The sequence below is a fragment of the Dactylosporangium sp. CS-047395 genome, from assembly GCF_050942185.1.
In the GTDB taxonomy this organism is placed as follows: Bacteria; Actinomycetota; Actinomycetes; order Mycobacteriales; family Micromonosporaceae; genus Dactylosporangium.
Genome location: NZ_CP192015.1, coordinates 3878005 through 3895844 on the forward strand (window position 1 = coordinate 3878005; position 17840 = coordinate 3895844).

13 protein-coding genes are annotated in these 17840 nt (G+C 72.9%); 7 read left to right on the forward strand and 6 right to left on the reverse strand.

The genetic code is table 11. The features are described 5' to 3' along the window. Positions 1-105 precede the first annotated feature (105 nt). Genes ACQP00_RS18260 through ACQP00_RS18270 form a run of 3 tightly spaced genes read left to right on the forward strand, consistent with a single transcriptional unit; the run spans position 106 to position 5104 of the window. The gene (locus tag ACQP00_RS18260; protein WP_433220591.1) at positions 106-900 is read left to right on the forward strand and encodes a hypothetical protein; all 795 of its coding nucleotides are present in this window, start codon (positions 106-108) and stop codon (positions 898-900) included. Next, positions 897-4298: an indolepyruvate ferredoxin oxidoreductase family protein gene (locus ACQP00_RS18265; RefSeq protein WP_433220593.1), complete on the forward strand. Its 3402-nt coding sequence runs from the start codon at positions 897-899 to the stop codon at positions 4296-4298. Before ACQP00_RS18260 ends, ACQP00_RS18265 begins: the two co-directional genes overlap by 4 nt. Before the next feature lie 14 nt (positions 4299-4312). Then, complete coding sequence (locus tag ACQP00_RS18270) at positions 4313-5104, forward strand: FadR/GntR family transcriptional regulator (RefSeq protein WP_433220595.1); 792 nt, start codon at positions 4313-4315, stop codon at positions 5102-5104. Here the strand turns inward: ACQP00_RS18270 and ACQP00_RS18275 are convergent. Then, entirely contained in the window at positions 5082-7778 is a 2697-nt protein-coding gene (locus ACQP00_RS18275) for a BTAD domain-containing putative transcriptional regulator (protein WP_433220597.1), read from the reverse strand. The genes ACQP00_RS18270 and ACQP00_RS18275 overlap by 23 nt on opposite strands. Before the next feature lie 99 nt (positions 7779-7877). Further along, the gene (locus ACQP00_RS18280; RefSeq protein WP_433220599.1) at positions 7878-8966 is read right to left on the reverse strand and encodes a hypothetical protein; all 1089 of its coding nucleotides are present in this window, start codon (positions 8964-8966) and stop codon (positions 7878-7880) included. 195 nt (positions 8967-9161) lie between these two features. On the opposite strand from ACQP00_RS18280, the gene ACQP00_RS18285 reads away from it, so the two are divergent. The 3 genes from ACQP00_RS18285 (at position 9162) to ACQP00_RS18295 (ending at position 11752) form a co-directional block, all read left to right on the forward strand. Next, positions 9162-9692 (forward strand): RNA polymerase sigma factor, encoded by a 531-nt coding sequence (locus ACQP00_RS18285; protein ID WP_433220601.1) that lies wholly within the window; start codon positions 9162-9164, stop codon positions 9690-9692. Continuing rightward, on the forward strand, positions 9679-10113 hold the full coding sequence (locus ACQP00_RS18290; RefSeq protein WP_433220603.1) for a hypothetical protein: 435 nt from the start codon (positions 9679-9681) through the stop codon (positions 10111-10113). The genes ACQP00_RS18285 and ACQP00_RS18290 overlap by 14 nt, the downstream gene beginning before the upstream one ends. A gap of 283 nt (positions 10114-10396) precedes the next feature. After that, positions 10397-11752: a glycosyltransferase 87 family protein gene (locus ACQP00_RS18295; RefSeq protein WP_433220605.1), complete on the forward strand. Its 1356-nt coding sequence runs from the start codon at positions 10397-10399 to the stop codon at positions 11750-11752. Here ACQP00_RS18295 and ACQP00_RS18300 read toward each other — a convergent pair. Continuing rightward, entirely contained in the window at positions 11739-13091 is a 1353-nt protein-coding gene (locus tag ACQP00_RS18300; RefSeq protein ID WP_433220607.1) for a sensor histidine kinase, read from the reverse strand. The two genes, ACQP00_RS18295 and ACQP00_RS18300, sit on opposite strands and share 14 nt — an antisense overlap. An 18-nt stretch (positions 13092-13109) precedes the next feature. Beyond that, positions 13110-13562 (reverse strand): hypothetical protein, encoded by a 453-nt coding sequence (locus tag ACQP00_RS18305; protein WP_433220609.1) that lies wholly within the window; start codon positions 13560-13562, stop codon positions 13110-13112. A 59-nt stretch (positions 13563-13621) separates the two neighbouring features. Between ACQP00_RS18305 and ACQP00_RS18310 the strand changes: the two genes are divergently transcribed. Continuing rightward, complete coding sequence (locus ACQP00_RS18310) at positions 13622-16135, forward strand: putative bifunctional diguanylate cyclase/phosphodiesterase (protein ID WP_433220611.1); 2514 nt, start codon at positions 13622-13624, stop codon at positions 16133-16135. On the opposite strand, the gene ACQP00_RS18315 is transcribed toward ACQP00_RS18310, so the two are convergent. Together ACQP00_RS18315 and ACQP00_RS18320 are read right to left on the reverse strand one after the other, a co-directional pair. Beyond that, complete coding sequence (locus ACQP00_RS18315; protein WP_433220613.1) at positions 16058-16936, reverse strand: alpha/beta fold hydrolase; 879 nt, start codon at positions 16934-16936, stop codon at positions 16058-16060. The genes ACQP00_RS18310 and ACQP00_RS18315 overlap by 78 nt on opposite strands. Further along, positions 16933-17814 carry an alpha/beta fold hydrolase gene (locus ACQP00_RS18320; protein ID WP_433220615.1) on the reverse strand — a complete coding sequence of 294 codons (882 nt, stop codon included), beginning with the start codon at positions 17812-17814 and terminating at the stop codon, positions 16933-16935. The genes ACQP00_RS18315 and ACQP00_RS18320 overlap by 4 nt, the downstream gene beginning before the upstream one ends. Positions 17815-17840 lie beyond the last annotated feature (26 nt).

The following is a 17840-nucleotide window of genomic DNA, read 5'->3' on the forward strand; positions in this document are numbered from 1 at the left end:
GCGCTCGAGCGGGAGCACCTTGGGCAGCGCGAGCGGTACCTCGACTGGGTCTCGACGATCCTCGCCACCGCGGCCGAGCGCCACGGGCCTGCTGGCCTGCGAGTTATGACCAATCGGACGCTTGTTTACTTCGCCGCCTACCCGGACGTCGAACCCGTGCGGGCGGAATTGCCGGCGCCGATGGCTGACGAGATCGCCGCGGCGGCCGGGTGGGGCGACCCCGGCGGCGCGCTGGAGATCTTCGACCGGCGGGAGGCCGAGTGGCGCGCGGCCATCGACGTGCTGCGGGACTGGCTCTCCACGCTGCTGTCCGCGGTGTACTCCACCTGGGGCCCCGACGAGCTCGAGGTCTTCCACCGCCGGCGCGGCGAGGACGCGCTGCGCGGGCTGATGGCCGACATCGACCGGCCCGCCGGCGAGCGGCTGGTGAACCTGGTCCGCCTGCTGCAGGGGCACTTCACCGACCTCGCGATCGACGAGGACGACGAGAAGTTCACGATCGTGCAGGACCCGTGCGGCACCTGCTCCCGGCAGGTCCTCGACGGCCGGTTCGGGGCCGGGCTCGGCCTCGCCGTCGTCGCCGACGAGCACCCGGTCGCCTGGGGCGGGCGGCTCACCACGATCTACCGCACCCACGTCCCGATCTGGCACGTGGAGATGGCCCGGGAGCGGCTCGGCGCGCCCTGGCCGGTCAACCGCTGCCCGTCCGGCCTGGACGGCGGCGCCTGCACGATCCTGCTGTACAAGAACCCGCGCGACCCGGCCGCCACCGCCCGGGTGCCCGTCCCGGAAGCCCGCGACGAAGGGCCGCGAGATCCCGACGAAGGGCCGCGAGACCCCGGCGCCGGACGCCGAAACTCAGCTCCCGAACCCCGCGACGAAGGGCCACACACCCCATGACCGACGTGGTGAACGCGAAGGCGTACCGGCTCGCGGACCGCTACGACGCCGACGACGGCACCGTCGTGCTGACCGGCACCCAGGCGATCACGCGCATCCTGCTGGACCGGCACCGCCTGGACCGGGCGGCCGGGCTGCGCACCGGCGGCCTCGCCTCCGGCTACCCGGGATCGCCGCTCGGCGGGCTGGACCTCACCCTGCATCGGGCGGCCGAGACCCTCGCCGCGGAGGACATCCGGCACGTCCCCGGCGTCAACGAGGAGCTCGCCGCGGCCGTCGTGTTCGGCACCCAGCAGCCCTCGCCCGGCGGTTTTCGCGACGGTCTCCAGGGCGTTTTCGGCCTCTGGTACGGCAAGTCGCCCGGCGTCGACCGCTGCGGCGACGCGTTCAAGCACGCCAACCAGTTCGGCACCAGCCCGTTCGGCGGCGTCGTGGCGGTGGCCGGCGACGACCCGGCGGCGAAGTCCTCGTCGCTGCCGAACCAGAGCGAGACCGCGTTCTACGACGCGCTGATGCCGGTGCTGGTGCCCGGCTCCACCCAGGAGCTGCTGGACTTCGGCGTGACGGGGCTTGAGCTCTCGCGGTACTGCGGCTGCTGGGTCGGTTTGAAAGTCGTCACCAACGTCGCGGACTCGGTCGGGTCGGTGAACCTGGACCCGGCCAGGCTCTCGCTGCGCCATCCCGAGCTGGAGATCGACGGCGAGCCGTGGCAGCACCGGCAGCGGATCGAGCTCGTGCCCACCATTCTCGTCGACCGGGAACGGGACCTGCTGGAGCGCCGGCACCTCGCGGCCGTCGCGTTCGCCGCCGCCAACGGGCTCAACCGGATCGAGGGCGCCGCGGACGGGGCGCGGATCGGGATCGTGGCGGCCGGCAAGACGTACTACGACGTCCGCCAGGTGCTGACCGACGCCGGTCTGGACGACGCGGCCCTGCGCGAGCGCGGGATCCGGCTGCTGAAGCTCGGCATGATCTACCCGCTCGATCCGTCCATTGTGGAGCGGTTCGCGGCAGGGCTCGAGCACGTCGTGGTGGTCGAGGAGAAGCGCGACTTCATCGAGTCGGCGCTGCGCGGGGCGCTGTACTCCACCCCGCACCGCCCCACCATCGTCGGCAAACGGGACCGGGACGGCCGATTGCTCGTGCCGGCCCACGGCGAGCTCGGCGTCGACCGGCTCAAGCCCATCCTGCGCCGCGAGCTCGGCCTGCCCGCACCGGCCCGGGCGCCGAGCCGCGGCCCGATCGCCCTGCCGCTGCTGAACCGCACGTCGGCGTACTGCAGCGGCTGCCCCCACAACCGCTCGACCGTCCTGCCCACCGGCGCGGTCGTCGGCGGCGGCGTCGGCTGCCACGGCATGTCGTACTTCGACCCGCGGCTCGCCTCCAACGAGAAGCTGCCGGTGGTGCCGATGGGCTCGGAGGGCGTGCCGTGGATCGGCATGTCCCCGTTCGCGAGCACCGGCCACATCTTCCAGCACCTCGGCGACGGCACGTTCACGCACTCGGGGCTCCTCGCGGTGCGCGCCTGCGTCGCGTCCGGGGTGAACATCACCTTCAAGATCCTGTTCAACGGGTACGTCGCGATGACCGGCGGGCAGGAGATCGCGGGCGGGCTGTCGGTGCCGGCGCTGACCCGCGAACTGCAGGCGGAGGGCGTCAAGCGGGTCGTGGTGTGTGCCGAGGACCCCGGGCGGTACCGCGGCGTGCGCGACCTGGCCCCCGGCGTGACCGTGCGGCACCGGGACGACGTGCTGGCCGTACAGGAGGAACTCGCCGCGATCGAGGGCGTCACGGTGCTCGTCTACGACCAGGTGTGCGCGGCCGAGGCCCGCCGCCTGCGCCGCACCGGCAAGCTGCCCAAGCCCGAGCGGCGGGTCGTCATCAACGAGCGGGTCTGCGAGGGCTGCGGCGACTGCGGCGTCAAGAGCAACTGCCTGTCGGTCCAGCCGGTCGACACCGAACTGGGCCGCAAGACCCGCATCCACCAGACGTCGTGCAACTCGGACTTCAGCTGCCTCGACGGCGACTGCCCGTCGTTCGTCACGGTCCGCACGACCGCATCGGCTTCGCGGCGGAGCCGTCCCGCCGGGGGCGCGCCGGCGGAGCCGGAACACAAGGCGTCGGTGGGCGGCGGCACGTACGGGATCTATCTCGTCGGCATCGGCGGCACCGGGGTCGTGACGGTGAACCAGCTCCTGGCCACCGCGGCGCTGCTCGACGGGCTGCACACGGCCGGGCTGGACCAGACGGGCATGAGCCAGAAGGCCGGCGCGGTGGTGTCGCACCTGCAGATCGCGGCCGCGCCCGTCGACGCCCGCACGGCCGCGGTCTCCGACGGGCAGGCCGACCTGTACCTCGTCTTCGACGCGCTCAGCGGGGCGGCGCCGCAGCATCTGGCCCGCACCGACGCGGCGCGGACCGTCGCGGTCGTGGCCTCGTCGCTCACCCCGACGTCGGCGGTGGTGACGAACACGGCGACCAGCCTGCCGCCCGCGGAAACGCTGCTGGAACGGATTCGGGGCGCGGTGCGGCGGAGCACCGCGGTCGATGCCGCCGGGCTCAGCCTGGCCCTGCTCGGCAACGAGGCGACCGCGAACGTACTGCTGCTCGGGGTGGCGTACCAGGCCGGGGCGGTGCCGCTGACGGCCGCCTCGATCGAGGAGGCGATCCGGCTCAACGGGGTCGCGGTCGAGGACAACATCGCGGCGTTCCGGGCCGGTCGCAACCACGTGCTCGCGCCGGTCGACGTGGCCGCCGCGAAGGCCGCCGTCGCGCTGGATCCGTCGCCCCGCGCGCGGCAGCTGGCCGGGCGGCTGGTCGACGCCGCCGGTCTGCCGGACGCGGTGCGCGCGGTCGCGCTGCCGCGCGCCGGGGATCTCGTGGACTATCAGCATGCCCGCCTCGCGCAGCGCTATGTGGACACGGTCCGGCAGGTCGCCGCGGCCGAGGCCGAGCGGTTCGGGACGGACGCGGTGTCCGTGGAATTCGCCCGGTACCTGTACAAGCTGATGGCGTACAAGGACGAGTACGAGGTCGCGCGGTTGCATCTGCTGGCGGGACATGGCGGCGGCGTGCGGTACCACATCCATCCGCCCTTTCTGCGGGCGCTCGGATTGCGCCGCAAACTGGCGCTGGGCGGTTGGATTCGCCCGGCGTTCGCGGTGCTGCGCGCGATGCGTTCGGTGCGCGGCACGGGCTTCGATCCGTTCGGTTTCGCGTCGGTACGCAAAGTCGAGCGCGCACTTCCCGCCGAGTACACGGCCGCGGTGCTCGCCGCGTTGCGCGACGGCGACAATGGACGGTGCCTGACCGTGGCGCAGGCGCCGGATGTCGTCCGTGGATATGAGAACATCAAGCTCGCGAATGTGGCCGCGTTCCGGGCGGTACTGGCCAAGTGAGCAAGGGGGAATCGATGGCGGAGCGCGCGAAGGGCCCGCTGCTGCCGCGCCGCCGCGTCGGGGAGCGGCTCGCCGACGAACTGCGCGACCAGATCCTGCGCGGCGAGCTCACCAACGAACACGGCCTGCTGAAACAGGACGAGCTGTTCGAGCAGTTCAAGGTGAGCATGCCGTCGGTCCGCGAGGCCATGCGCACCCTGGAGACCGAGGGGCTCATCACCATCCGCCGCGGCAACCGGGGCGGCGCCGAGGTGCACCCGCCGCAGATCGAGCGGGCCGGGTACGTCTTCGGGCTCGTGCTGCAGTCCCGCACCGTCAGCGTGCACGACCTCGGCCTGGCCGTGCGGCGCCTCGACCCGATGTGCGCGGAGATGTGCGCGACCCGCCAGGACCGGATGGACACCGTGGTGCCGGCACTGCGCGAGATCCACGCCCGGACCGAGGCCTCACTGGGCGACTTCGCCAAGTTCGTCGCCTGCATGAAGGAGTTCCACGAGGCGCTGGTGCGCAACTGCGGGAACCAGACGTTCGAGTTGCTCGTCGGGATGCTCGAGGGGTTGTGGTACGCCCACGAGGAGGAATGGGCCGCCCGCACCGCGATGGAGGGCGACCTGCCGGGCACCGAGGCGACCCGGCGCAGCATCGAGAGCCACGCCGAGCTGATCCGCGCCATCGAGGAGGGCGACGGTCCCGGCGCGGCGATCCTGGCCCGCCGGCATCAGGAGGACACACAGCCGCAGGCCAATCTCGGCGTCGACCCCGCCGTGGTGGTCAACGCGCAGCTCATCCGCCCGCCCGACTACTGAGTTTCGCCCGTACGGCATCGGCTTCGGGACGGCCCAGTTCCGTCAGGATCGTCAGCGCCTGCTCCCACCGCCGGCGGGCCTCGTCCGGGTCGGTGCCGGTGTCGCCGAGGCCGTCGAGGGCCAGGGCCTCCGCGTACCGGTCGCCGACGCCGCCGGACAGGGCCACGGCCCGCTCGTAGCAGGCGGCCGCGGCCGCGAGGTCGCCCCGCCGGTGGTGGATGCCGCCCAGGGTGTGCTGGGCCGCGCCCTCCTGGGCCGGGTCGTCGACCTCGCGGTAGATGGCGGCCGCCTCCTCGCACGCGGCGCGGGCGTGGTCGAGCTCGCCGGCCTCCAGGTGACACCACGCGAGCGCGTTGAGCTCCTTGGCCACGTCGGCGCGGTCGCCGAGTTCGCGGCACAGGTCGAGCGAGCGCTGGGCGTGCCGGGCGGCGTCGGGCAGGCGGCCCTCGCGGTCGGCGAGCTGGCAGAGGTTGTGCTCGGTGCGCGCCTCGCCGTGCCGGTCGCCGAGCGCCTGAAAGCGTTCGAGCGCTTCCCCGAAATGCGCCAGCGCTTCCTGGTACCGCCACTGCCACATCCGCAGCCGCCCGAGCCCGCGGTGCAGGTGCGCGACCGCCTGCGCGTCGCCGGCCCGCTCGGCCGCACGCAGCCCGGTCCCGTGCGCCGCCTCCCAGTCGTCCCACCGCCCCTGCCGCTCCAGCAGGTCGGTGAGCGCCCAGGCGAGCTGCCACGCGTGCACATCCAGCTTTCGTACGGCGGCGGCCTCGACCGCGGCGAGCAGCGTCGGCAGCTCCTCGGTGAGCCAGCGCTGCTCGGCCTTCACGTCGACGGTCACGCCGGGGGCCGGCTCGGGCGGGCTGACCGGCGGCCAGGACGGGTTGATGACCGCTGCCGCGATTACCGCCGTGTTCACGTAATGGTCGAGCACGCGGCGGGTGGCCTCGGGTTCGTCCTGCGCGGCGGCCAGCTCCAGCGCGTAGCCGCGCAGCAGGTCGTGGTGGGTGAAGCGACCCGGCTCGGGCTCGGTGAGCAGGCTGGCGCGGCAGAGTTCGGCGAGCAGTTCCGTGGCGACCTCCGGCGCGACCCCGGCCAGGCCGGCCGCCGCCGCGGTGCCGAGCACCGGCCCGGGATGCGCGCCGAGGAGCCGGAACATCCGGGCGGTGGCGGCCGGGAGCGCGAGGTACGACCAGGAGAGCACCGCGCGAACATCGGACACCGCGTCGCCACCGTCGAGCACATGCCAGCGCCGGGCCGCGTCGCGCAGTTCGCCCGCCAGTTGCGCGAGGGCGATATGGGGCCGAGCGGCCGCATGTGCGGCCACGACCCCCATCGCCAGCGGCAGATGCGCGCAGCGCGCGACGATCTCATCGACGGCAGCGGGCTCGGCCGCCGGCCGCGCGTCGCCGAGCCGGTGCCGCAGCAGCTCCCGGGCCTCGTCCGGGGTCATCACGTCCAGCCCGATGGTGGCCGGCGTGTCGATGTGCGCCCGGCTGGTGACCAGGACGAGGGACGTGCCGGTCTTCGGCAGCAGCGCCCGCACCTGCGCGCCGTCGCGCGCGTTGTCGAGCACCACGAGCAGCCGGCGGCGCTGGATGGTCGTGGTGAACAGCGCCGCGCGTTCGGCCGGCCCGGTCGGCGCCGGCAGCCCGAGCCCGTCCAGCAGCACCGCGAGCGCGTCCGCGGGCCGCAGCGCGGCGCTGCCGGGGTCGAAGCCGCGCAGGTTGACGTACAGCTGGCCGTCGGGGAACCGGTGGGCCGCGCGGTGCGCCCAGAACAGCGTCAGCGCGGTCTTGCCGACGCCGGCCGTGCCCTCGATGACCACGACGCCGCCGCCCGCGTCGGCGAGCGCGTCCAGCCGCTCGAGCTCGGCCACCCGGCCCGCGAACCCGCGCACGGTGGCGGGCAGCTGCGCGGGCCGGTCGGGGCGCAGGGCCTCCCGCTGCGCGCGCAGGGCCTCCCGCTGCGCGCGCAGGGCCTCCCGCTGTGCGCGCAGGGCCGCACCCGGGCGCAGCCCGAACTCGCGGTCGAGCGCCTCCTCCAGCCGCCGGTACACCTCCTCGGCCTGCCGCTGCTGCCCGTTCACGGACAGCGCGCGCATGAGCTGGCCGTGCACCCGCTCGTCGAACGGCCGCGCTGCTGCGCGTTCGTGCAGTTCACGCAGGAGCGCTTCGCGGTCGCCCGGGTCCGCGAGGCGCAGTCGCGCGTCGACGAGATCGAGCTGGATGTCGAGGCGCAGCTGATCGAGGCGCTCACCCTGGGCCCGCAACCACGGGAGCTCGCGCAGATCGGCCAGCGCCGGCCCGCGCCACAGCCCGAGCGCCCGCCGGAAATGCTCGACCGCCACCTCGGCCCGCTCGGCCGCGCGCCCGGCCCGCACAAGGTCCTCGACGGCCGCGAGGTCGGTGCCGGTGTGCAGCAGATAGCCGGGCGGACGGGCCTCGATGGAAGACCGGTCCCGCAGTACCGTCCGCAGGTCCGACACGTGCCGCTGGACCGTGTTCGGCTGCACGGCGGCGTCGTCGTCCTCCCACGCCAGCCCGACGATCCGGTCGACGCCGACCACGGCCCCGCGATGGAGCCCGAGCACGGCGAGCACGGCCTTGCGCCGCAGTCCGGGAAGGGCCGGCGCCGCACCGTCGATCGCGACGTCGACGGGCCCGAGGAGTCGTACCTGCACCGCACCAGTCCTAGCATCGACTCCGTTCGAGTCCTACACGATTCCCAGCATCGATAGCCCGGCCCCCGCCGCGGTGTGCGGCGAGGGCCGGGGCCGTCGTCACACGCTGGAGGCGAAGGCCACGCTGAAGTCGCTCTTCTCCGGGGCGCCGGCGTTGGTGAAGCACGCGACCGGCACCACGGCGTCCGGGCCGAACTGCAGCCACTTGGCCTGGATCGTGCAGTACGCGGACCCGTCGCCGATCGCGGTCAGCTGCGCGGTCGTCGCGCTCTGGTGCAGCTGCGGGAACTTCACGGTGTACGTCCCGGGCCCCGACGGGCCGTAGCCGTTCGCGCCCACGCCCAGCGGGTACGACCAGTTCGTCGGGCCGGCGAAGGGCGTGGCCAGGTAGCCGAAGTACTTCGGCGGGGCGAACGACGCGTAGACCGAGCGCTCCCGGGCGAAGGACGCGGTGAAGTCGCTGTTCATCGGCGCGCCGGTGGCGGGGTTGTGGCAGGCGACGTACGCCACGACGTCCGCACCCGTGGCGCCCCACTTGAGGATCTTGCAGCGGCGCGGGTTGGCGTTCGGCTGCAGGGCGGTGACCTGGAGGTTGCCCGCCAGCGCGCCGGCGGGGTCGCCGACGGCGTTGAAGCGGACGCTGTACACGCCGATGGCGAGCGGCGTGACGGTCACCGCGCCGCCGGCCGAGTCGTACGACTGCGCGATGAGGTTGCTCGTGACCTGCACCGAGGCGTAGCCGCCGACGCCGGGCGGGAGGGTGCCCGAGCTGACCGTCCACAGCACCGTGAACGGGGTGTCGGCGGGGAAGCCGCCGGGCTTGAAGCACTGGACGTCGACGATCTCGTCGCTGCCGGAGGCGTACCAGCGGACGGTCTCGCAGAACCGCCCGTCCGACGCGACGGCGGTGACGTGCACGTTGCCGCGCGAGCCGAACGCGATGCCGGGGAAGCGCACGAGGAACCGCCCGGTCGCGACCTTGCCACCGGCGGCGAGCGGCCCGGGCGCCCAGCTGCCGAACTGGTACGCGCCGGGCAGCGCGGTCCATGGCGGCACCGTGGGATTGTCGACCAGGGCGAACCCGAACCGGTCGGCGGTGGCGGCCGCGGCCGGCGAACCGGGGACGAGCAGCAACGCGGCCAGCAGGGCCACGACAACAGCGACGACCTGGCGGGGACGTGGAAGCATGGACACTCCAATCGACTACGGTCGATGCGGACGTTCACTGTCCCGCCGAGCACTCCTCGATCGCAGTCGCTTTCGTTACAGCGGCGCGGTCGCGCACCGTCACGGCCGTTGTCGTGGTGCCTCGCCAGCCCCGACGATAACGGCCCGTGAACCTGGCGCGGTGGTTTCGCGACTGTGCTGGGTGTGGAGGTGGTGATGACGGACGAGCTGTTGGTGGTTCGCTGCCAACTGGGCGAGCGCGAGGCGTTCGCGGAACTGGTGCGGGCGTGGCACGACCCCGTCTGGTCGTACGTGCGGCGGATGTTGCCCCTGGGTGCCGCGGATGACGTCGCGCAGGAGGTCTGGGTGGCGGTGATCCGCGGGCTGCCCACCCTGCGCGATCCGGCCCGGTTCACGCCCTGGCTGTTCACGATCGCGCGACGGACCGTGACGAATCGGCTGCGGGAGGAGTACGCCCGGCCGGAACCGCTGAGCGATGACGTCACGTCGGCGGAGGACGGCTTCGCGTCCGTGCTCGAACGGGCCGAGGTCGTGGCGGCGCTGGCCGCGCTGCCGGTCCGGGAGCGGGAGATCCTGATCCTCTTCTACCTGCAGGACCTGTCCCTGGAGACGTGCGCGGAGATCTGCGACGTGCCGGTGGGGACGGTCAAGTCGCGCCTGAATCGTGCTCGCCGCCTCCTGCGGGAGGCTTTCGTGCGGAAGGGATACCCCAGTGACCCCCGATGACATGCTGGCCCGCCTGTCGGGCCGCCTCTCGCTGGCCCGCCGGCTCGCCGTGGTGGGGGTACTGCTGGCCGGCGGCGCCGTGTCGCTGCTGGTCGGGCTGCTGTGGGCCACCGAACCCGGCATGCCGGTGCGCACGCAGGTGGCCTTCGCCGGGATCGTGGCCATGGGGCTGGCCTGGGTCGCGTACGCGACCTGGGTGCTTACCCGCCGCCGGCCGCTGTTCGCGCTCGATCGGGTCGTGGCGGCCTGGCTGGGACTGGCGGCCACGGTGGCGACGGCCGTGCCGGTGGCACTGATCGCGGCGACCCCGCTCGCGTTCGCCGTCGGCGGGCTGCTGCTGGCCGGGGCGCTCGTCAACCTGTGGCGCGCGTCGGTACGGCGCACCGCCCTCCTCCGCCGCAAGCGTCAATTGGGCGGGTGAGTTCTTAAGCGCCGGTGCTGACCGCGGGTGATCTCGAAGGATCCGCCGCCACGCGCTGAGGCGGGGATGCAAATAGCGCATCAACCGATCTATCGGGCACATTCCGGTTGGCCGAGTGGCGGCGGTGGATGGACCGGGAGGTGAAGTGGCGGCTGTTTCGAAAGCGGTCGGCCGTTTCGGTAATGCACGTGGGTCGAACGGGCCACTGACCGGAATGGTGGCCAAGGCCTAATATCCGTGCTCGTGTGCCCGGGGCCGGGCGCAGTACGGGGGAGTAGTGCACATGGCCACCGATCGAAGTGTGCCCGAAAATGACGAAGGGCCGGCGCCGCGGCCGTTGCCGATCTCGCTCGTCGGGGTCATGGCCGGCGTGATCGTGCTGCTGGCGGTCGTCGCGCGGGCGCAGTTGGTGCACCATCAGACGTACGACTTCCGGGGGTTTCTGCTGCCCTGGTGGACGTTCATCGACCAGCATGGTGGCTACCACGCGCTGAAGTACAAGTTCTCCGACTACAACGTGCCCTACCTGTACATCCTGGTGGGATTGCACGCCGTGGCGCCGCACCATCCGCTTGCGGCGATCAAGGTGGTATCGGCTGGGTTCGATCTGGTGCTGGCCGCGATGACGTATCTGCTGGTCAAATACCGGCGGCCCGGATATCGGCTGGCGGGGGCGGCGGCGTTGACCGTGCTGCTGCTGCCTACGGTGATCATGAATGGTTCGCTGTGGGCGCAGTGCGACGCGATCTACACGGCGTTTCTGCTCGGTGGGCTGTATTCGCTGATCAAGCGGCGGCCGTGGCTGGCCTGCGCGCTGTTCGGCGTCGCGTACGCGTTCAAGCAGCAGGCGATGTTCGTCTTCCCGATCCTGCTCGTGCTCGCGCTGCGCCGGGAACTGCCGTGGCGCACGCTCATCGCCGCGCCGGCCGCGTTCCTGCTGCTGGACGTGCCGGCGCTGATCATCGGGCGGCCGCTCGGGGAGCTGCTGAGCATCTACACGAGCCAGGTCGGCGGGTACCAGCAGCTGGCCCTGAACGCACCCTCGCTCTACGCGCTCCTGCCGGCCGAGCTCGCCGTCGACGAGATCCGCACGGCCGGCATCTGCTTCGCCGGGGCGGTCGTCCTGCTGCTCGTCACCGCGATCGCGGCCAGCCGGCAGCGGCTCACCCCGCAGCGGCTGGTCATGGCGGCGGCGCTGTTCGCGATCGCCGTGCCGTTCCTGCTGCCGGCCATGCACGAGCGGTACTTCTACGCCGGTGACGTGCTGAGCGTCGCGGTCGCGTTCCTGGCGCCGCGGCGGCTGTGGTTCGTGCCGCTGCTGACCCAGTACGCCTCGGCGACCACGTATGCGCCGTTCCTGTTCGGGGCCAAGGCCGCCTCGCCGCAGATCCCGGCGCTGGTCATGCTGGCCGTCGTGCTGGTGCTGGCCATCCACCTCGCGCGCGAGCTCTACCCGGCGGCACCCGCGGTCGGGCGGGTCAGCGGACCCGAACCCGCGAACGCGCCCGAAGCCGCAGAAGCCGCGGAACCGACACGAGCCCCAGAACCGGCAAAAGCCCTCGAAACCGCGGAGAAGCCTGCGGAAAAAGCCGAGAAGCCCGCGGAAGAATCCGCGGAATTGGCCGTTACGCGGGTGTGACGGCCGGCGCGGGCCGGTGCAGGGGGAACCGGGCCCGCACCCGGAAGCCGGGGCTGCCGACACGCGGCCCCGCCTCCAGGGTCCCGGCATGCGCGGCGACGCGTTCGCGCATGCCGATCAGGCCCAGCCCACCGGCGGCCTTGCGGACCGGCCCGCCCCGGCCGTTGTCGGCCACGTCCAGTTCGAGCTCGTCCGCGTGGTACCGGATGCGCACGTCCAGCTTCGTCGCCTCCGCGTGCTTCAGCGCGTTCGTGGCCGCCTCCTGCACGATCCGGTACCCGGCCAGCGACAGCGACTCCGGCAGCTCGACCTCGTCGCCGAACACCCCCAGCGAGGTCTCCAGCCCCGCGTGCCGCACCGAGTCGAGCAGCTCCGGCAGCCGGTGCAGCCCCATCGCGGCCGCCGTCGTGGCCGGCGACGAGTCCGGCGCCCCACCGGGCGGCTCGACGGCCGCGGAGGGGGGCGCGGCCTGGGCCGGGATGACGGGCGCATCCGTGTGCCGGAGCAGCCCCAGCATCCGGTGCAGCTCGTCGACGGCCGTCCGGGCGCTCTGCTCCACCGCGGCGAGGGCCTCCTTGGCCTTCGGCGGGTTGCGGTCGAAGACCCGCCGCGCCGCCGAGGCCTGCACGCCCATGACCGACACGTGGTGGGCCACGACGTCGTGCAGCTCGCGGGCGATGCGGAGGCGCTCGTGCAGGACGGTGCGGGCGGCCTCCTCCTCGTGCGCGGCCACCAGCTCGGCCGACTGCGCCTCGACCTGGTGCCGGCGGCACTCGGCGGTCCAGGCGAGCTCGCCGAAGTAGTAGGCGAAGCCGAAGTACAGGACGTTGACGAGGACGCCGTTGATGAGGGCGGCCAGGATCGGCGACACCGGGCCGTCGGCCTTGACGAACTCGGCCGCGGACAGGTGGGGCAGGGCGATCAGGTACGAGATGCCCAGCCAGACGAACATCGCCACGATGATGCCGGCCCGCAGCCAGCGGGAGCGGCGGTGGTCGCGGCCCCAGGCGCCGAGGGTGTAGAGGGCCGCGAACAGGGAGCCGGTGGTGAGCTGCTGCTCGGGCGCGTAGCGGGTCTGCCCGGCGATGAAGGCGATCGAGACGATCACGGCGACGGCGTCGGGCCAGCGGCGGCGGAAGCACAGCGGCAGGGTGCACAGCAGCGCCCAGGTGATCTGCTCGGCCAGGCTGGGCGGGTGGCCGATGAAGGCGCCGGCGCTGCGGGTCAGGGTGAGGTTGCCCAGCGCCACGACGGCGACCGCGAGCCCGATGGCGACGTCGATCCGCAGCCGCCGCGCGTCCGGCATCGGCCGCTGCCAGCTGCCCCCGAGGCTACTCATGCCCGATTTGTCCGCAAATCAAGGCCGAAACGGAGGCCCACCAAAGCCAGGCCCAGGAGCAGGCGCAGGCCCGGCGCCACCAAAGCCGGGAGCCGGCGCGGGCCCGGCGCCGCCGAAGGCAGCTCCGGAGGACGGCCGCCGGACCGCGAACGAGGCCACCACCAGCACCACGCCGATGGTGATCAGGACGGCGTCCGCGATCAGATAGGCGTTCGCGACCATGTTGTACGAGTCGATGTCGAGATCCCCGCCCGACGTCATCGACCGCAGGTGCAGCACCCAGGCGATGTTCGCCGCCTGGTCCGCCGCGATCAGCAGGCTCCCGCCCGCGGCGAGAATCCCCGACAACGCCCCCAGCCGCCGCAGCATGAGCAGCGCGATGAGCGCACCCGCCAGCGCCACGAGGATCACGGGCACGCGCAGCCCGATCTGCAGCCCGATCGACAGCGGCTCGACCGAAGACGAATCCATCGGTTCACCCTAAACAACGCTGTCCAGATACCGAATAGCCGGGGCGGAGGGGGGCGCGGATGGTCGGTTACGGCGTGTGGTCACTGGTGCTGCTCGCCCTCTACATCGCCGTACCCGAGGACGCGCTCGGCGCGGTCTGGGTCGCCGTCACCGTGACCGCCTTCGCCGCCGTCCTGCGGGGCGTGCGCCGGCACCGGCCGCGCCGCCGCTGGCCGTGGCGGCTGCTCGCCCTCAACTACGTCACATTTCTGACCGGTTCGTTCCTCGGGCTGTTCTACGGCGACCTGGCGTCGATCGGCGACTGGTGGAACGTCACCGTGTCGATGCCGGTGCTCGTGCTGGCGCTGTGGGGGCTCAGCCGCGAGGGCACGGCGGTCCGGGACCGGGCCGGGGCCGTGGACGCCACCATGCTCACGATCGCGGCCGGGTTCCTGTTCTGGGTGTACCTCGTCGACCCGAACCTGCACAACGCCGAGCTCGGCGTGCTGGCCAAGGTCGTCTCGACCGCGTACCCCGTCGCCGACCTGGCCACCCTCGCGCTGCTCGCCCGGCTGGTGCTGACGGTGCCGCGCAGCCCGTCCGTGGCCATGCTGCTCGTCTCGATCGGCGCGCTGCTCGCCGGGGACGTGATCTTCGCGCTGCGCCGCCTGGACGCCACCTGGACCATCGGGTCCACCGTCGACCTGCTGTGGGTCGTGTTCTTCCTCGCCGGAGGGGCGGCCGCCCTGCACCCCGCGATGACCCGGCTGACCGAGCCGCGGATGGCGCGGCGCGCCTCAGTGCAGTACCGACGCGGCGTTCTGGGTCTTGCCTCACTCATCGCCCCGGCGGTGCTGTTCGTCCAGGCCGTGACCGGGCCGGTGCGCGACGGGGCGGTGGTGGCGGTGGTCTCCGCGGCGCTGGTCCTGCTCGCCCTGGGCCGGGTGTCGACCGTGGTCACCGGCCTGCGGCACAGCATGGCCCGCGAGGCCGAGCTGCGCCGGGCCTGCGAGGAGCTGCTGGGCACGGCCGACGAGGGCCAGGTGCGGGCGGTGGTGCACCGGGCCGTCGGGCGGCTGCTGGAGGAGGGCACGCCGCACCGGATCGTGCTCAGCCTCGGCCGGGTCGAGCGGCAGCAGAGCCTCGTCTACGTGCGCGACCTGCCCGCGCCGCTGCGCACCGGCCTGCGCGACCACGAGCTGGCGCTGTGCAGCCCGCTGTGCGTCGGCGACCGGGAGCTCGGCGAGCTCTTCGTCGCCGCCGCCGAACCGGTCCTGCTCGACCTGCAGGAGGCGGTTCCCGTGCTGGCCGGGCAGGCCGCGAGCATGCTGGACCGGATCGCGCTCAACCGCGAGATCCACCACCTGGAGCGGCTCTACCTCGACCCGCTCACCGGCCTTGGCAACCGGCTGCGGTTCACCGACGCGCTGCACGGCCGGCCCGCGACGGTCCTGGTGCTCAACCTCGACGACTTCGGCCCGCTCAACGACGCCATGGGGGAGGAGGTCGGCGACCAGCTGCTGGTGGCGGTGGCCGAGCGGCTGCGCACCCTGGCGGGCGAGGAGACGCTGGCCCGGCTCAACGCCGACGAGTTCGCGATGACCGTGCCCGACGACGCCACCGCCGCCCGCACGCTCGACACGCTCGCCGCCCCGTTCGTGATCGACGGCAGCGTCCTGCGCGTGACGGCCAGCATCGGCGTCGGGGCCGACCTCGACGAGGCCCGGATCGCGATGCTCGCGGCCAAGCGGGAGGGCAAGGGCCGGTGGCGGCGCTACGAGGCCGAGCTGCACGCCGAGGTGGCCGCCCGCCGCCAGCTGCGCGGCCAGCTCGAGGGTGCGATCGAGGCGGGCCAGTTCCTGCTGCACTTCCAGCCGATCGTGGAGCTCGCCTCCGGCCGCACCGCGGGGTTCGAGGCCCTGGTGCGCTGGCACCACCCGCAGCGCGGCATGATCCCGCCGGTGCAGTTCATCGAGCTGGCCGAGGAGACCGGCGCGATCGTACGGCTGGGCGCGTGGGTGCTCGACAAGGCGGTACAAACGGTGGCCGGTTGGCCTGAGGTGTATGCCAGCGTCAACGTCTCGGTCCGGCAGTTCCGCACCACCGGCTTCGTCGACGTCGTGCTGGCCACCCTCCACCGCCACGGGCTGCCGCCGGAGCGGCTCTATCTGGAGATCACCGAGAGCCTGCTGCTCGGCGAGCACGACGAGATCACGTCCGACATCTCCCGGCTGCGCGCGGCCGGCATCCGCATCTCCATCGACGACTTCGGCACCGGCTACTCCTCGCTGTCCTACCTGCACCGCGTCCCGGTCGACACGCTCAAGCTCGACAAGTCCTTCGTCGACACCATCGCGGTCTCGGAGAAGCAGCTCGCCCTGGTCCGCGGGATCGTCCAGCTCGCCGCGACCCTGCAGATGAGCGTGGTCGCCGAGGGCGTGGAGACGCCGGCCGACGACGAGCTGCTGCGGGACCTGGGCTGCCGGTACGGGCAGGGCTACCTCTACGCCAGGCCGCTACCGGAGGCCGACGCCGGCGCGTTCCTGCGCAACGACGCGGGTCAGAAAGTCGCGGACGGCGTCGGCGATCGCTGAGGCGTGCGTCTCCAGCGCGAAGTGCCCGGCATCGACGAACCGGACCACGGAGTCGGGCAGGTCGCGCCGGAACGCCTCGGCCCCGGCCGGCAGGAAGTACGGGTCGTTGCGCCCCCACACCGCCAGCAGCGGCGGCCGCGCGGTCCGGAAGTACTCGTGGAACACCGGATACGCGGCCACGTTGCTCGCGTAGTCCAGCAGCAGATCCAGCTGCACCGCGTCGGCGCCCGGCCGGGCGAGCGCGCAGTTGTCCAGTGACCAGCCGTCCGGGCTGACGAGCGAAGGATCAGCAGCGCCCTTCGTGTACTGCCAGATCGTCGTCTCCGGCGCCAGCATCACCCGCACCGCGTCCCGGTTCGCCGCCGACGGATCCCGCCAGTACTCCCGGATCGGCGCCCAGTCGGCGCTGAGCCCCTCCTCGTAGGCGTTGCCGTTCTGGGTGACGATCGCGGTGACCCGCTCGGGATGGCGCACCGCGAGCCGGAACCCGACGGGCGCGCCGTAGTCGAACACGTACAGCGCGTACCGCTGCAGCCCGAGCGCCTCGATGAGCCCGTCGACGCCGTCGGTGAGGCTCTCGAACGTGTTGTCCCGCGGCTGGTCGGAGTGCCCGAAGCCCGGCAGGTCCGGCGCGACCAGCCGGAACCGGTCGGCCAGCAGCGGGATGAGGTCGCGGAACATGTGGCTCGCCGACGGGAACCCGTGCAGGAGCAGCAGCACCGGGGCGTCCGGCGGGCCGGCCTCGCGATAGAAGAGCTCGCGGCCGTCGACTTGCCTTGTCCGGTACCGGATGTGGTTCATCGCAGGAACTCCAGCAGTCGGTGGGCGGTGTCCTGGGGCGCTTCCTCGGGGATGAAATGGCCTACCGGCACCGGCTCGCCGCGCACGTCGCCGGCGAACTCGCGCCAGATCGCGAGCGGGTCGGGGTACAGCTGCGCCACCGCCCCCCGCGCCCCCCACAGGAACAGCACGGGTGCCTGGATCGTCCGGCCCCGCGCGCGGTCCTCGTCGTCGTGGCGGACGTCGATCGTCTGCGCGGCCCGGAACTCCTCGCAGATCGCGTGGGCGGTGGCCGGGTCGGCGAGCTTCGCCGCGTACTCGGCCCGCACGCCGGCCGGGATCGCGTCGCTCACCTCGGTCCAGGCCGTGGTCATGTAGTCGACCAGCACCCCGGGCGCGGCGGCCAGATAGCGCTCCGGCACCGGCTCGGGCGCGCCGAGGAACGCCCACTGCCAGTACGCCATGGTGAACGCCCGGTCCGCCCGCGCGTAGGCGGCGCCGACCGGCACGATGTCCAGCACCGCGAGGCGCTCCACCGCCTCCGGGTGATCCAGGGCCAGCCGGTACGCGCAGCGCGCACCGCGATCGTGGCCCACCACGGCGAACCGGTCGTAGCCGAGGTGCCGCATCACCTCGAGCTGGTCGCGGCCGATCGAGCGCATGCTGTACGGCTCGTGGTCGGGCGTGCTGGGGGGTTTGCCGCTGTCGCCGTACCCGCGAAGGTCCGTGGCGACGACCGTGTGGTGCTCGGCCAGGCGCGGGGCGACGTCCCGCCACATGAGGTGGGTCTCCGGGATGCCGTGCAGCAGCAGCACCGGCGGCCCGCTGCCGGCCGTGCACCCGTGGATCGTCGTGCCCGTGGTGGCGATGTCGAACGCCTTGAACCCGGCGAAGGCCATGCCCTAACGGTCCGCGGCTCCCCGGG

Excerpts from the sequence above, each read along its gene's own strand:
- ACQP00_RS18310 (WP_433220611.1), top strand. The coding sequence starts at position 13,622 with ATGGTCGGTTACGGCGTGTGGTCACTGGTGCTGCTCGCCCTCTACATC.
- ACQP00_RS18265 (WP_433220593.1), top strand. The coding sequence starts at position 897 with ATGACCGACGTGGTGAACGCGAAGGCGTACCGGCTCGCGGACCGCTAC.
- ACQP00_RS18280 (WP_433220599.1), bottom strand. The coding sequence starts at position 8,966 with ATGCTTCCACGTCCCCGCCAGGTCGTCGCTGTTGTCGTGGCCCTGCTG.
- ACQP00_RS18260 (WP_433220591.1), top strand. The coding sequence starts at position 106 with ATGACCAATCGGACGCTTGTTTACTTCGCCGCCTACCCGGACGTCGAA.
- ACQP00_RS18295 (WP_433220605.1), top strand. The coding sequence starts at position 10,397 with ATGGCCACCGATCGAAGTGTGCCCGAAAATGACGAAGGGCCGGCGCCG.
- ACQP00_RS18285 (WP_433220601.1), top strand. The coding sequence starts at position 9,162 with ATGACGGACGAGCTGTTGGTGGTTCGCTGCCAACTGGGCGAGCGCGAG.
- ACQP00_RS18320 (WP_433220615.1), bottom strand. The coding sequence starts at position 17,814 with ATGGCCTTCGCCGGGTTCAAGGCGTTCGACATCGCCACCACGGGCACG.
- ACQP00_RS18305 (WP_433220609.1), bottom strand. The coding sequence starts at position 13,562 with ATGGATTCGTCTTCGGTCGAGCCGCTGTCGATCGGGCTGCAGATCGGG.
- ACQP00_RS18270 (WP_433220595.1), top strand. The coding sequence starts at position 4,313 with ATGGCGGAGCGCGCGAAGGGCCCGCTGCTGCCGCGCCGCCGCGTCGGG.
- ACQP00_RS18315 (WP_433220613.1), bottom strand. The coding sequence starts at position 16,936 with ATGAACCACATCCGGTACCGGACAAGGCAAGTCGACGGCCGCGAGCTC.
- ACQP00_RS18300 (WP_433220607.1), bottom strand. The coding sequence starts at position 13,091 with ATGAGTAGCCTCGGGGGCAGCTGGCAGCGGCCGATGCCGGACGCGCGG.